This is a genomic window from Nocardioides sp. zg-1308, assembly GCF_013155375.1.
In the GTDB taxonomy this organism is placed as follows: Bacteria; Actinomycetota; Actinomycetes; order Propionibacteriales; family Nocardioidaceae; genus Nocardioides; species Nocardioides renjunii.
On record NZ_JABJQY010000002.1, the window covers coordinates 2,342,195 to 2,356,528 of the forward strand.

The 14,334-nt window shown below is 73.5% G+C and carries 11 protein-coding genes and 1 pseudogene; 10 read left to right on the forward strand and 2 right to left on the reverse strand.

What is annotated here, in order from left to right:
- Positions 1–6: 6 nt before the first annotated feature.
- The 6 genes from HN031_RS13055 to HN031_RS13080 are packed head-to-tail and all read left to right on the forward strand — an operon-like array spanning position 7 to position 7,231.
- Positions 7–1,437, forward strand: a complete 1,431-nt coding sequence (locus HN031_RS13055) for a uracil-xanthine permease family protein (protein ID WP_216652129.1) — start codon at positions 7–9, stop codon at positions 1,435–1,437.
- Positions 1,434–2,288, forward strand: a complete 855-nt coding sequence (locus HN031_RS13060) for a xanthine dehydrogenase family protein subunit M (protein ID WP_172270501.1) — start codon at positions 1,434–1,436, stop codon at positions 2,286–2,288. The genes HN031_RS13055 and HN031_RS13060 overlap by 4 nt, the downstream gene beginning before the upstream one ends.
- Positions 2,285–2,800 (forward strand): (2Fe-2S)-binding protein, encoded by a 516-nt coding sequence (locus tag HN031_RS13065; RefSeq protein ID WP_172270503.1) that lies wholly within the window; start codon positions 2,285–2,287, stop codon positions 2,798–2,800. Before HN031_RS13060 ends, HN031_RS13065 begins: the two co-directional genes overlap by 4 nt.
- Complete coding sequence (gene cutA, locus HN031_RS13070; RefSeq protein WP_172270505.1) at positions 2,797–5,211, forward strand: aerobic carbon-monoxide dehydrogenase large subunit; 2,415 nt, start codon at positions 2,797–2,799, stop codon at positions 5,209–5,211. The genes HN031_RS13065 and cutA overlap by 4 nt, the downstream gene beginning before the upstream one ends.
- Positions 5,208–5,840: a carbon monoxide dehydrogenase subunit G gene (locus HN031_RS13075; RefSeq protein WP_172270507.1), complete on the forward strand. Its 633-nt coding sequence runs from the start codon at positions 5,208–5,210 to the stop codon at positions 5,838–5,840. The genes cutA and HN031_RS13075 overlap by 4 nt, the downstream gene beginning before the upstream one ends.
- Positions 5,837–7,231 (forward strand): amidase family protein, encoded by a 1,395-nt coding sequence (locus tag HN031_RS13080; RefSeq protein ID WP_172270509.1) that lies wholly within the window; start codon positions 5,837–5,839, stop codon positions 7,229–7,231. Before HN031_RS13075 ends, HN031_RS13080 begins: the two co-directional genes overlap by 4 nt.
- Positions 7,232–7,335: 104 nt before the next feature.
- On the opposite strand, the pseudogene HN031_RS21595 reads toward HN031_RS13080, so the two are convergent.
- Together HN031_RS21595 and HN031_RS13085 are read right to left on the reverse strand one after the other, a co-directional pair.
- A pseudogene (locus HN031_RS21595) lies at positions 7,336–7,836 on the reverse strand (N-acetyltransferase family protein); the annotation flags it as partial.
- Positions 7,833–8,009: a hypothetical protein gene (locus HN031_RS13085; protein WP_172270511.1), complete on the reverse strand. Its 177-nt coding sequence runs from the start codon at positions 8,007–8,009 to the stop codon at positions 7,833–7,835. The pseudogene HN031_RS21595 and the gene HN031_RS13085, both read right to left, overlap by 4 nt.
- Positions 8,010–8,195: 186 nt before the next feature.
- On the opposite strand from HN031_RS13085, the gene HN031_RS13090 reads away from it, so the two are divergent.
- From HN031_RS13090 to HN031_RS13105, 4 genes are all read left to right on the forward strand, one after another.
- Positions 8,196–8,768 carry an OsmC family protein gene (locus HN031_RS13090; RefSeq protein WP_172270513.1) on the forward strand — a complete coding sequence of 191 codons (573 nt, stop codon included), beginning with the start codon at positions 8,196–8,198 and terminating at the stop codon, positions 8,766–8,768.
- A gap of 64 nt (positions 8,769–8,832) precedes the next feature.
- On the forward strand, positions 8,833–10,143 hold the full coding sequence (locus HN031_RS13095) for an NAD(P)/FAD-dependent oxidoreductase (RefSeq protein ID WP_172270515.1): 1,311 nt from the start codon (positions 8,833–8,835) through the stop codon (positions 10,141–10,143).
- Entirely contained in the window at positions 10,140–11,309 is a 1,170-nt protein-coding gene (locus HN031_RS13100; protein ID WP_172270517.1) for an NAD(P)/FAD-dependent oxidoreductase, read from the forward strand. Before HN031_RS13095 ends, HN031_RS13100 begins: the two co-directional genes overlap by 4 nt.
- A 101-nt stretch (positions 11,310–11,410) precedes the next feature.
- Entirely contained in the window at positions 11,411–14,284 is a 2,874-nt protein-coding gene (locus HN031_RS13105) for an NB-ARC domain-containing protein (protein WP_172270519.1), read from the forward strand.
- Positions 14,285–14,334: the final 50 nt, after the last annotated feature.

A 14,334-nucleotide genomic window follows, 5' to 3' on the forward strand; every position in this document is an offset into this window, starting at 1 on the left:
CTGCACATGTCGATGTTCAAGTGGGACGTGGTCGATCCCGCCCCGGGTGAGTCGGTCCTCCCGCGGCAGCGCCTGCCGTGGGGCAAGACGATCGGGCTCGGTGCCCAGCACGTCGTCGCGATGTTCGGCGCCACCTTCGTCTTCCCGCTGGTGATGGGGCTCGACGCCAACCTCGCCATCATGTTCTCGGGCCTCTGCACGATCTTGTTCCTGCTCATCGTGCAGAACCGGGTGCCGAGCTACCTCGGCACCAGCGCCTCCTTCGTGGCCTCCGTCGCGGCGATCCGCGCGCTCGACGAGGGCAATGACTCCTCCTACGTGACGGGCGCGATCCTCGTCGGCGGGCTCGTGCTGGCCGCGGTCGGCGTGCTCGTCCACTTCGCCGGCGCCGGCCTCATCCACCGGATCCTGCCGCCGGCCGTGACCGGCGCGGTCGTCATGCTGATCGGCTTCAACCTCGCCCCGGTCGTGGCCGGCGTCTACTGGCCGCAGGACCAGTGGATCGCCCTGGCGACCGCGGCCTTCATGGTCTTCGCGGCGGTGGCCCTGCCCGGCTTCTGGTCCCGCGTGGCCGTCTTCCTGGCGCTGATCTTCGGCTACGTCCTGTCCTACGTCGCCGACCTGCTGTTCGGACCCATCACGTCCGTCCTCGGCGGCGCCACCGAGGCCACCGAGCACGACCGCGTCTCCTGGGCCGGGGTCGAGGCCGCGAGCTGGATCGGCTTCCCGAGCGGCACGCTTGCCGACGGCGTCTCCGTGGTCCACGGCCCGTCCTTCTCGCTGACCGCCATCCTGCTCGTCCTGCCCGGCGTCATCGCGCTCGTCGCGGAGAACACCGGCCACGTCAAGGCGGTCGCCGAGATGACCGGCGAGGACCTCGACCCCTACATGGGCCGCGCCATCGGTGCCGACGGCATCGCCACCGCCTTCGCCAGCGCCTTCGGCGGCTCGCCCACCACGACGTACGCCGAGAACATCGGCGTCATGGGCGCCACGCGGGTCTACTCCGTCGCGGCCTACTACGTCGCCGCGATCGTGGCGATCCTGCTCGGCCTCTGCCCGAAGTTCGGCGCGATCGTCAACGCGACCCCCGGTGGGGTGCTCGGCGGCATCACGGTTGTGCTCTACGGGATGATCGGTCTGGTGGGTGCCAAGATCTGGGTCGAGAACAACATCGACTTCGGCAACCCGGTCAACATGGTCGGCCTCGCCGCCGGCCTGATCGCCGGCATCGGCGGCGTGACCCTCACCTTCGGCGACGACTTCGAGCTCGGCGGCATCGCGCTCGGCACCATCCTCGTCATCGTCTTCTTCCACATGGTCAAGGGTCGCGGCGACCACCGCTCCGGCTCCGGCAACGTCACCCGCAACCTCAGCCACCCCGACTACGACGGTGGCGTCGACGACGTCGCCTCCGGAGGTCCCGCGCCCCGATGAAGCCCGCACCCTTCGCCTACCTGCGCCCCACCACCCTCGAGGAGGCCCTCGCGGCCCTCGCCGGGGAGCAGGGGGCGAAGGTGCTGGCCGGCGGCCAGTCGCTGGTGCCGCTGCTGTCCATGCGGCTGGCGGCGCCGTCGATGCTGGTGGACGTCAACGGCCTCCCGGACCTCGACCACGTCCACTGCGACCCGTCGGGCGTGCGCATCGGGGCCCTCGCCCGGCACGCCCACGTGCTCGGCTCCGCGGAGGCCGCCGAGGTCCAGCCGCTGCTCGCGCTGGCGCTGTCCCACGTCGCGCACCCGACGATCCGCAACCGGGGCACCACCGTGGGCTCCATCGTGCACGCCGACGCCGCGGCGGAGATGCCGATGGTGCTGCGGCTCCTGGAGGGATCGGTCGACGTCGCGTCGGTGCGCGGTCGTCGTACGATCCCGGCGGCGGAGCTGTTCGCCGGACCGCTCGAGTCGACGCTGGCCCACGACGAGCTCGCCGTGGAGGCGTTCTTCCCGGCCCTGCCCGCCGGCGCCGGCGTCGCGTTCCAGGAGATCGCGAGGCGCCACGGCGACTACGCGCTCGTCGGCGTCGCCGCGCTCGTCGAGACCGACGGGGACGAGGTGACCCGCGCGAGGGTCGGGTTCGTCTCGGTCAGCGACGTCCCCGTCGTCGTCGACGTGACCCATGCGCTCGACGCCCCTGCGACCGCGGCGCTCGCCGAGCTCGACCCGGCCCAGGACATCCATGCCACCGCGGCCTACCGCGCGCACCTGGTCAGCGTGCTGACCCCGCGCGTGCTGGCCGCCGCGACCGACCACGCCCGCTCCCGGGCACGAGAGGTGAGCCCCGCGTGACCAGCGAGAAGCTCCACGACGTGCGCCTGCACGTCAACGGGTCCGTCCACGAGGTGCAGGTGCCGGCCCGGCGCCTGCTCTCCGACGCCCTGCGCCACGACTGCGGCCTCACCGGCACGCACGTCGGCTGCGAGCACGGCGTGTGCGGCGCCTGCACGATCCTGGTCGACGGCGCCCCGGTGCGCTCGTGCCTGATGTTCGCCGTGTCGGCCGTGGACGCCGAGATCACCACCGTCGAGGGGCTGACCGAGGCCGACGGGTCGCTGTCGCCGGTGCAGCAGGCCTTCTCGGACTGCCACGGCCTGCAGTGCGGCTTCTGCACGCCCGGCTTCCTCACCACCATCACGGCCGGCCTGCGTGACAACCCCGACCCGTCGGAGGACGAGGCGCGGGAGATGATCGCCGGCAACCTCTGCCGCTGCACGGGCTACCAGAACATCGTGAAGTCGGTGCTGCGGGCCTCCCAGATCCAGGGCGGGACCAAGGTCGGGACGGAGGAGGAGCGCGGATGACCACCAAGCTCTTCGGCACCAAGGTCCCGCGGGTGGAGGACCAGCGCTTCCTGCGCGGCCAGGGCCGCTACGTCGACGACCTGCTCACCGACGACCCCCGGCTGCTGCACTCCGCGGTGCTGCGCTCGCCGCACGCGCACGCCCGCATCCTCGACATCGACGTCTCCGACGTCCTCGACGTCGAGGGCGTGCTCGCCGTGTGGACGTGGGAGGACCTCACCGGCCCGATGGCCGAGCCGCTGCCGCTCCTCATCCCGCACCCGACCCTGACCCACGGCCGCACGCAGTACGCCCTGGCGAAGGACGAGGTCAACTACGTCGGCGAGGCGATCGCCTTCGTCGTCGCCGTCGACCGCTACGTCGCCGAGGACGCCGTCTCGCGCATCCGCGTCGACTACGAGCACCTCGAGCCCGTCGTGGGGATCGCCGCCGCGCGGGCCGCGAGGCGGACGGTGCACGACGACGTGCCCGACAACGTCGGTGCCCGGATGGAGCAGGAGAACGGCGACGCGCGGGCCGCGATCGCCGCGGCCCCCCACACCCTGACGCTCGAGCTCGACGTCGAGCGCTCGGCGTGCACGCCGATGGAGGGTCGCGGCACGGTCGCGAGGTGGGACCCCGACACGTCGCGCCTCACCGTGTGGTCCTCGACCCAGACCTCCACCGGCGTACGCGGCTGCGTCGCGGCCAAGCTCGGTCTCGACCTCGCCAAGGTCGACGTCATCACCCCCGACGTCGGGGGCGGGTTCGGGGTGAAGATCAACCACCCCTGGCCCGAGGAGCTGCTGGTGCCGCTGGCGGCGATGACACTGGGCCGGCCGGTGAAGTTCACCGAGGACCGCCGCGAGCACTTCATCTCCTCCGCGCACGAGCGCGCCCAGCAGCACCACGTCGAGGTCGGCTTCGACGACGACGGCCGGCTGCTCGGGCTCGACGTGGAGTTCTGGCACGACCACGGCGCCTACACGCCCTACGGGCTGATCGTGCCCATCATCACCTCGACCCAGCTGCTCGGCCCCTACAAGCCGCAGAACTACCGCGTCGTCTTCGAGTCGCTCTACACCAACACCGTCATCGTCACCCCCTACCGCGGCGCCGGCCGGCCGCAGGGGTGCTTCGTGATGGAGCGGACGATGGACGCCATCGCGGCCTACCTCGGCAAGGACCGCACCGAGGTGCGGAGCACCAACTTCATCCAGCCCGACGAGTTCCCCTTCGAGCACGGGCTGGTGTTCCAGGACGGCCGCGAGCTGACCTACGACTCCGGCGACTACCCCGCCTCGCTGGTGAAGCTCAAGGAGCTGGTCGGCTGGGACGAGTTCGAGGACTTCCGCGCCGAGATGGCCGCGCAGGGCAGGCGGGTCGGCATCGGCCTCGCCTGCTACGTCGAGGGCACCGGCGTCGGCCCCTACGAGGGCGCGCACGTGCACATCGAGACCTCTGGCAGGGTCAAGGTCGCCACCGGGCTCACCACCCAGGGCCAGGGGCACCAGACGGCGTTCGCGCAGATCGTCGCCGACACCCTCGGCGTGCGGTTCGAGGACGTCGAGATCACGACCGGCGACACCCGCAAGATGCCGTACGCGGTCGGCACCTTCGCCTCGCGCGCCGCCGTGATGAGCGGCTCCGCCATCCACCTCGCCGCCCTGCGCGCGAAGGAGAAGGCGCTGCGGATCGCCGCCGAGGCGCTCGAGGCCTCGGAGGACGACCTGGAGATCGCCGGCGGCGTCGTCTCGGTGCGCGGCACCGACACCTCGATCGACCTCGGCACGGTCGCCGTCCTGTCCAACCCGCTGCGCTACGCCTTCGACGAGGCGTCCAAGGCCGCCACCCAGTTCTCCGTCGGCGACCCGGGCAAGCCGCCGGTGGCCGAGGACGACGAGCCCGGCCTGGAGGGCAAGGACTTCTACTCGCCCGAGCGCTCGACCTTCGCCAGCGGCATGCACGCCGTCATCGTCGAGACCGACCCGGACACGGCCGAGATCACGATCCTCAAGTACGCCGTCGTGCACGACTGCGGCCACCTCATCAACCCGATGATCGTGGAGGGCCAGATCCACGGCGGTGTCGCCCAGGGTGTCGGCGGCGCGCTCTACGAGCGGATGGCCTACGACGAGTCGGGGCAGCTGCTCAACGCCTCCTTCATGGACTTCCTCATGCCCTACGTCACCGAGGTGCCCACCACCATCGACATCGACCACCTCGAGACCCCGTCGCCGCTCAACCCGCTCGGCATCAAGGGCGCGGGCGAGGCGGGGGTCATCCCGTCGGCCGCGGTCTTCGCCGCCGCCATCGAGGACGCCGAGGGCTTCCCGATCACCGCCATGCCGATCTCGCCGTCCGAGCTGTTCGCGCTGCGCCTGGCGCACGCCGACACACCCGCAGAAGCCATCGCTGAGGAGACCCGATGAAGTTCACCGGAGACAACGTCCTGGCCGCGCCGGTCGAGCAGGCCTGGGACGCGCTCCTCGACCCGGCCGTGCTCGTCCGCACGATCCCCGGCTGCGAGCGGCTCGAGGCGACGGGCGAGAACGCCTACGCCATGACCGTCACCGCGGGCGTGGCCTCGATCAAGGGCACGTACGCCGGGTCGTGCCAGCTCCGCGACCTCGTCGAGCACGAGTCGCTGGTGATGAAGCTCGACGGCGCCGGCGCGCCCGGCACCATCGGCGCCACGGTCAACGTGCGGTTCACGCCGGAGGGCTCCTCGACGCGGATCTCCTACGACGCCGACGCGGTCGTCGGCGGGATGATCGGCGGTGTGGGCCAGCGGATGCTCACCAGCGTCTCCAAGCGGATGGCGGGGGAGTTCTTCGGCAACGTCGACGCCGCGATCGCCGGCGGCGGCGCAGCCGCTCCCGCCGGGACGGCCACGGAGGTCGCGGCGGACACGAGCGCCCCGGCCGCGACGAGCAGTGGTGCGGTCTTCACGGCGCCCGCCGCCGCGCCGACGGCCGGTGGCCGGCAGGAGCTCCTGCTCGGCGTCGCGATCGGGGCCGGCCTCGTCGCCCTCGGCGTGCTGCTGGGTCGTCGCCGGTGACCGACCTGACGGTCGACTCCACCGCGCGCGACCAGGCCGCGGCGGTCCAGGCCGGCGAGGTCTCGGCCCGCGAGCTCCTCGAGCTGCACCTCGACCGCATCGCCGAGCGCAACCCCCACCTCAACGCCATCGTCTCCCTCGACGAGGAGCGGGCCCGTGCCGCGGCGGCGGGCGCGGACCAGGCGATGGCCGCGGGTGAGGAGCTGGGCCCCCTCCACGGCCTGCCGTTCGCGGTGAAGGACACCCACGCGCTGCAGGGCTGGCGCACGACGTACGGCTCGCCGATCTTCGCGGACGCCGTCGCCGACCACGACGACCTGCTGGTCGAGCGCGTCCGCGCGGCCGGCGCCGTGTTCGTCGGCAAGACCAACGTGCCGGAGTTCGCCGCGGGGTCCCACACCTTCAACACCGTCTTCGGCGTCACCCGCAACCCGGTCGACCCGACGCGGTCGGCGGGCGGCTCCAGCGGGGGAGCGGCGTGCGCGCTGGCGGCCGGCATGGTGCCGCTGGCCGACGGGTCCGACATGGGCGGCTCCCTGCGCAACCCGGCGTCCTTCTGCGGCGTGGTCGGGATGCGGCCCTCGCTGGGCCGCGTGCCCGAGTGGCCCCTCTACAACCAGTGGGAGAGCACGTCGGTCGGTGGACCCCTGGCCCGCAACGTGGGCGACCTCGCCCTCCTGCTGTCCGTCCTCGCGGGTCCCGACCCCCGGGCGCCCCAGGCGCTCGGCGACGCCGGCTCGACGTTCGCACCGCCCCTCGCCCCGGCACCGCTCGCCGGCCTGCGGGTGGCCTGCTCGGTCGACCTCGGCGGCGAGATCGTCGTCGACCACGCCGTGGCGGACGTCGTACGCGCCACGGCGGCGCGGCTCTCCGACGCCGGCGCCGCGGTCGCCGAGGCCCACCCGGACCTCTCGCTCGCCGACGACACCTTCCGCACCCTGCGGGCCTGGCACTTCCAGGCCAAGCTCGGCCCGCTGCTCGCCGAGCACCCCACGGCGTTCAAGGCATCCCTCGAGGCCAACATCCGGGCCGGGGAGCCGCTGACCGGTGCGGACGTCGCCCGCGGCTACACCCAGCGCACCGCGCTCTCGGAGACTATGCGGCTGTTCTTCGGCGACCACGACGTGCTGCTGCTGCCGACGTCGCAGGTGCCGCCGTTCCCGGTGGAGCAGGAGTTCCCCGAGACGATCAACGGCCAGGAGATGCCCGACTACCTCGCCTGGATGCGCTCGGCCTACTTCATCACCGTCACCGGCTGTCCCGCGATCTCCGTGCCCGCCGGCACGACGCCCGACGGGCTGCCCGTCGGGGTGCAGCTCGTCGCCCGGCACGGCGCCGACCGCCGGCTGCTCGAGGTGGCGGCTGCGCTCGAGGCGCTGCTCGCCGGCTGACCCGCGAGCGCCAGCACGGCCCGGCGGTTGACCCGTGCCGGTGTCGTGGACAGGTGCAGCTCACCCTGGCCCTCGAGCAGGCCGTCGACCAGGCGGAGCCGGACGCCGACGCGGGCCAGCATCGCCTCCGAGGCCAGGTTGCCGGGCTCGACGGTCGCCTCCAGCCGGGTGATGCCCCGCGCGTGGGCGACCGTGGTGACGGCGTCGACGAGTGCCGAGCCGATGCCCCGGCCGTGGTGGGCGTCGACGACCTCGAAGGCCAGCTCCGCGGCGTCCGGAGCGGTCCTCACGTAGCGGCAGATGCCCACGGGCTCGCCGTCGACGAGCGCGACCCAGGCGACGTGCCGGTAGCCGTCCACGTCCGCCAGCGCGCGCCGGTGGGCACCCGGGAGGCGCGGCATCGGGACGAGGAAGCGTCTGCGCCGCGACTGCGTCGACAGGCCCTCGAAGACGGCCTCCAGGACGGAGACCTCCCCGACCTCGAGCGGCCGGAGCAGGGCGGACCCGCCGTCGCGGAGCCGGACGTGGACGTGGACGTGGGTCGGGCGTGACGGCCACACGTCGCCTGCGGTGGTGCGTGGCGCGGTCAGGGTGCTGCAGGTCATGAGGACCTCCTCCGGGACCGGGTCGAGGGACGCGTGCGGCGCACCCGCCTGCTCGGCGGGACGTCGCCGTCGAGCTCGAGCGCGTGGGCCATCAGGTGGTCGGGACGGCGTACGACGGTGCGCAGCTCCCGTTCGCGCGAGCCCGCGAGGGCCGCGCTGAGGTCGTGGTGCATCAAGTGCTCCTGGGTCGGTGTCGGACTGGACCACCGAGGCTGGTCCGACCGCCTTCCGGCGCCCTTCCCTCCCGACGGGCCGCGCGGGGAAGGAATCCGGAAGGCCCGCGGAAGGTGCGCGCAGCAACCTCGTGCCGTCACCCCATCCAGCGCCGGGTCACCGGCATCGACACAGGAGAAGATCGCATGAGCACCACCATCGAGAGGGCGCCCCTCAATGGAGTGGACGTCGCCACGCTCCTCGGCACCCGCGACGCCGTCAAGCAGACGAACGAGATCGCCAAGTTCCAGTTCCGGGCCACCAACGCCTGGGTGGCCGGGACGCACAGCCGATCGACGTTCGCCGACTTCCACGGCGCCATGCAGGAGCTGCGCCACGAGCAGGACACCGTGGTCGAGTCCGACCACCCGGCCGTCCTGGTCGGCAGCGACGTGGCACCGACGCCCGTGGAGTACCTCCTCCACGCCATCGCGGCGTGCCTCACCTCCGGCATCGCCAACGTCGCCGCGGCCCGGGGAGTGCGGCTCACGCACGTGTCCTCGACCGTCGCCGGCGACATCGACCTGCTCGGCATCCTCGGCCTGTCGGGCGGCGCGGTCCGCAACGGCTACGAGCAGGTCAAGGTCACCTTCCGCGTCGAGGGCGACGCCGACGACGCCACCCTGCGCGACATCGTCGAGCAGTCCCGCCGTCGCTCGGCCGTCTACGACGCGCTGACCAACCCCACACCCGTCCACATCGAGGTCGTGACGGGCTGACCCCGTCGCCCGTGCGAGCGGCCGGCCGGACCTCCGGCCGGCCGCTCCTGGAAAGGAAACCCGGATGACCACCATCGACACCGTCGTCATCGGTGCCGGCCATGCCGGCCTGGCGGTGAGCAAGCTCCTCACGGACGCGTGCCGCGAGCACGTCGTGCTCGACCGCGGCCGAATCGGCAACCGCTGGCGCACCGAGCGCTGGGACTCCCTCCACCTGCTCACCCCGAGCTGGATGACGAGGCTGCCCGGCTGGGGCTATCGCGGTCCCGACCCCGACGGCTACCTGAGCGTCGGCTCCTTCATCGGCTACCTCGAGGCGTACGCCGCCTCGTTCGACGCGCCCGTGGTCGACGGCGCGACCGTGCACGAGGTCTCGGCCGCGACCGGCGAGCCGGCGGCCCGGCGCTACCGCGTCGTCACGAGCCGCGGCACCTGGCACACCCGGCACGTCGTCATCGCGACGGGGCCGCACGGGACGCCGTACGTCCCGGCCGGACTGGCCGGGCTCGACACCGCCCGGGTCGACCTGGTCACCTCCAACAACTACCGCAACCCGTCCCGGCTCGGGTCGGGAGGAGTGCTCGTCGTGGGCGCGTCGGCGTCGGGCGTGCAGATCGCGGACGAGCTCAACCGCGCCGGCCGGGAGGTCACGCTCGCGGTGGGGACGCACACCCGGATGCCGCGGCGCCACCGCGGCCTCGACATCTTCTGGTGGCTCGAGAACACCGGTCGGCTGGCGCGGACCATCGACGAGATGGATGACCCGGTGGCTGCACGCGCGGAGACGTCGTTGCAGCTGGTCGGCCGTGACGACCGGGTGCGTGCCACTGAGGACCTCGACCTCGGGCGCCTCCAGGAGCACGGCGTCCGACTGGTCGGACGACTCGATGCCGTCGAGGGATGCACGGCGCGGTTCCGCAGCGACCTCGCCGCGAACGTCGCGGCGGCGGACGCCACCTTGGCCGAGCTGCTCGAGAGCTTCGACCGCTTCGTCGAGCGTGTCGGCCTGGGCGGACAGCTGTGGGACGGGCCGCGCCCCCGCCCGGTCGCGATCGGGCCCGCCCGCACCCGGGTCGACCTGCGCGCCGAGGGCATCGGCACGGTGCTGCTCGCCGCCGGGTACCGACAGCACCACCCGTGGTTGCGACTCCCGATCACCGACGCCGACGGGACCGTCCGACAGCGCCGCGGCGTGACGCCTGCCGAGGGCGTGTACGTCGTCGGCCAGCGGTTCCAGCACCGGCGCGACTCCGGCCAGATCGACGGCGCCCGGCACGACGCCCGGGCCGTGGTGGACCACCTCCTGGCGGCCTCCGGGACCCCGACGCCGGCGACGGCCGGGGCCGGCGCGCGTCGACGGGAGCCGGCGGCATGAGGCGGTACGACGTCGTGGTGGTGGGCGGACGCGTCGCCGGCGCCTCCAGCGCCATGCTGCTGGCCCGGGCCGGCCTGTCGGTCGCCCTGCTCGACCGGGGGCGGCGGGGGAGCGACACCCTCTCGACCCACGCCTTGATGCGCGGCGGTGCGCTCCAGCTCGCGCGCTGGGGGGTGCTGGAGGGCCTCGTGGCCGCCGGGACCCCGGCCGTGCGGCGCACGGTCTTCCGCTACGCCGACGGGGAGGTCACCGACGTGGCCATCGGCCCCCGGGCCGGCGTGGACGCGCTGTACGCCCCGCGCCGCCACCTGCTCGACCGGCTCCTCGTCGAGGCCGCCGAGGAGGCCGGAGCACACGTGCTGCACGAGACGACCGTGACGTCCCTGCGCCGCGGCAGGACCGGCCGGGTGGCCGGCGTCGTCGCCCGCACCAGGGCCGGCGCTCGCGTCGAGCTGGCCGCCGGCCTAACGATCGGGGCCGACGGCCTCCGGTCCCGGGTCGCGGAGCAGGTCGGCGCCCGGGCCCTGCGGCAGGGGCGGACCTCGAGCGCCGTGCTCTACCGCTATGTCGAGGACCCGTGGGGAGACGGCTACGAGTGGGCCTACGGCGACGCCGCCGGCTCGGGGCTGATCCCGACCAACGACGGTGCCTCCTGCCTGTTCGTGGCCACCACGCCCGGACGCATGCGTCGCCTGCGCCGTCTCGGGGTCGAGCGCGCCTTCGCCGACCTCCTGGGCGAGACAGGACCCGCCGCGGTGGAGCGTGCGCACGACCTGGGGACGGTGTCTCCGGTCCGGGGCTGGGGAGGCGTGCCGGGCTTCGTCCGTGAGTCGGGCGGTCCCGGCTGGGCGCTGGTCGGGGACGCGGGCTACTTCAAGGACCCGATCACCTCCCACGGCATCACCGACGCGCTGCGCGACGCCGAGCTGCTCGCCGAGCAGGTGCTCGCCGCCCACGCGGGCGCCGTCGCCGAGCAGGTGGCCCTCGCGCGCTACGAGGGCACCCGCGAGCGCCTCTCCCGGCAGCTCTTCGAGGTGACCGAGCGCGTGGCGGCGTACGACTGGGACGCCCCGGGCATCCGCTCGCTGCTCCTGCAGTTCAGCGCCGCGATGGGTGACGAGGTCGAGCACCTCGAGTCGCTCGGCCGGCTCGACGTGGCCGGCTGAGCGCCCCGCCGGCGGGCCGCGGTCGCACGACCCCAGAATTGGCGTCGATCCGGGTGCCCGCGCGGGCGTAGAGTCGCATCGCTCGTGGCTGGGAGGGTGCGATGCACGTCGACATCAGCCTCCTCGGAGGTTTCGCGGTCGTCGTCGACGGCCGCGCTGTTGCCGCGAACGCATGGGGCCGTCGCAGCGCGGCCACGCTCGTGAAGGTGCTCGCGCTGCGCCCCGGGCGACAGCTGCCCCGCGAGCGGCTGGTCGACCTGCTGTGGCCCGACCTCCTGCTGGAGCAGGCGGCGCCCCGGCTGCACAAGGCGGCGCACTACGCCAGGACGGCGGTCGGGATCCCGTCCGCCGTGGTCCTCGCCGGCGACGTCGTCGCCCTCCTGCCGGGTGCCGAGGTGACGGTCGACGTCGAGCGCTTCGACCGGGCGGCGGGGGACCCGTCGTCGGTCGGGGACGCGATCGACCTCTACCGGGGTGACCTGCTGCCGGAGGACCTCTACGAGCCGTGGGCCGACGCCGAGCGCCAGCGCCTGCGGGTCTGCTACCTCCAGCTGCTCCGCGCTGCCGGGCGCTGGGCCGAGCTGCTGGTCGCCGAGCCGCTCGACGAGGAGGCGCACCTCCGGCTCGTCCAGCAGCACGTCGAGAGCGGCGACCGCGGCCAGGCGCTGCGCCAGCTGGACGCGATGGCGCGGCTCTGGCGCGACGAGCTCGGTGCCGAGCCCGGGCCGGCCGCCCGAGCGCTGCACGCGCGGGCGCAGGCGATGCCGCCGGTCGAGCCGTCGGCGCTGGCGCCGGGCTCGGGCTCGACCCGGGTGCCGCGGCCGGCGACCCCGACGGTGGGGCGCGAGGACGACGTGGCCGCTGTCGTCTCGCTGCTCGAGGACCACCGCCTCGTGACCCTGCTCGGCGTCGGGGGAGTCGGCAAGACGCGGCTGGCGGCCGAGGTGGCGCACGCCTACGGCAGGGCGACCCCGCACCGGACCGCCTACGTCGACCTCACCAAGGTGGCCGACGCCGGCCTCGTCGCCGAGCTGGCCGTGAGCGAGCTCGGCATCAGGTCCGGCGACAACTCCAACGTCGTCCAGATGCTCCACGAGGCGTTGCAGCGACAGGACATGCTGCTGGTGCTCGACAACTTCGAGCACGTGGTCGAGGCCGCCGACCTCGTGAGCGAGATGCTCCAGTGGTCCGCCGACCTCCGCGTCCTGGTGACCAGCCGGGCACGGCTCCGCGTCGCCGGCGAGCACGTCTACGAGGTGCATCCCCTGACCGTCGACGGCGACGAGGGCCTCACCGACGCCGTCGCCCTCTTCGAGCAGGTGGCGACCGCCGTGGACCCGCACTTCGAGCTGGGACACCACACGGAGGACGTCGTCGCGATCTGTCGAGCGGTGGACGGCCTGCCGCTGGCCATCGAGATCGCCGGAGGCCACCTGCGCACCCTCTCCCCGGCGCTGCTGCGCGAGCGGCTGACCAGCCGCCTGGGCTCGGCGGCCGCCGCGGGCCGCGACCTCCCCGACCGGCAGCAGACGATCCCGGCCGCGATCGACTGGAGCCTGCAGCTGCTGGGGCCGGCGGAGCAGCGCCTGTTCGGGCTGTTCTCGCTGTTCCACGGCGCCGTCCCGCTCGAGGCGGTCGAAGCGGTGTGGGCCGACGGGGACGTGGTCGACCCGTTGAGCGTCCTGGTGGACCACAGCCTGGTCCGGCGCACGACCGGCTACCGCAACGAGCCGCGCTTCGGGATGCTGTCGCTGGTGCGGGAGCACGCCGCGCGCCTGGTCGACGGCGACCGGGACGCCGGCCGGGCGGCCCATGCCGCGTTTTTCGCCTCCTACCTCGACGACCTCTACGAGCGGCGGTGGACCGACGCGACGTACCGATGGCTCGACGACATCGGCGAGATGCTGCACGAGGTGCGGGCCGCGCACGCCTGGGCGGCACGCGAGGGGGACCTGACGCTCACCGCGAGCATCACGGCGTCGCTGGGCGCCTACTGGTTCCTCGAGGGCAACCACGCCGAGGGCCTGCGCTGGATCGACGAGATGCTCGCCGTGGAGGACCAGCTGGACCCCCTCGTGTCGGCTCGCATCCGCCTCGCGGCGGGATTCATGGCCTTCCCGTCGAGCCGGCCGGAGGCGCGCACCCACTGGGAGCGCGCAACCGGGCTCTTCCGCGACCTGGGGGAGACCCGGCTCGTGGCCTACGGGCTCGCGGTCACGTCGGCGACCTACATCGACGACGACGAGCGCATCGACCTCGCCATGCAGACGAATGACGAGGCGCTGGAGCTGGGACGTGGCGTGGGCAGCCCCGCCCTGGTCGCGCAGGTGCTCAACATCCGGGGCGAGCTGACCCGCGTTGCCGGGCGCGACGAGGAGGCGCGCGCGGCCTACGAGGAGGGCCTGCAGATCTCGTCCGACCTCGACGACGAGCTGTACGTCAGCGTGTTCCTCTCCAACCTGAGCTACCTGGCCGACCACCGCGGCGACCACGAGGAGGCCCGGCGGCTCACCCACCGGGCCCTGCGGATCTGCTGGTCGCAGGGCCGCCGGCTGATGGCGGCCTGGACCGTCTCGCAGCTCGCCGGCCCCGAGCACGCACTGGGCCGGCCCGAGCTCGGCGCGGTGCTCATCGGTGCCGGCGACGAGGCGCTGCGCGTGCTCGGCGCCCGGCGCCACCCCGGCGACGTGCCCGAGCACGACCGGGTAGTCGCGGCGATCCGGGCCGCGCTCGGGGACGAACGGTTCGAGGAGCTACGGTCCGAGGGGGCCCGGATGACGCTGGACGAGGCCCTCGACCTCGTCCTCGACCGGCCCCGGGTCGAGCCGGCGCGTGGGATGACCGACCCGGACTACCGCCACCTGCCCGCGCCGGTGCGGCTCGATGACACCATCGCCGAGGTCGACCCCGAGCCGCCCCGCGATCCCGAGGGCGACGGCAACCGGGACCACTACCGGGCCCTGCGCGACGACTGACGTCCACACGATCTGCCGAAGGTAGACCCGGTCGTCGGCAATCCCTGCCG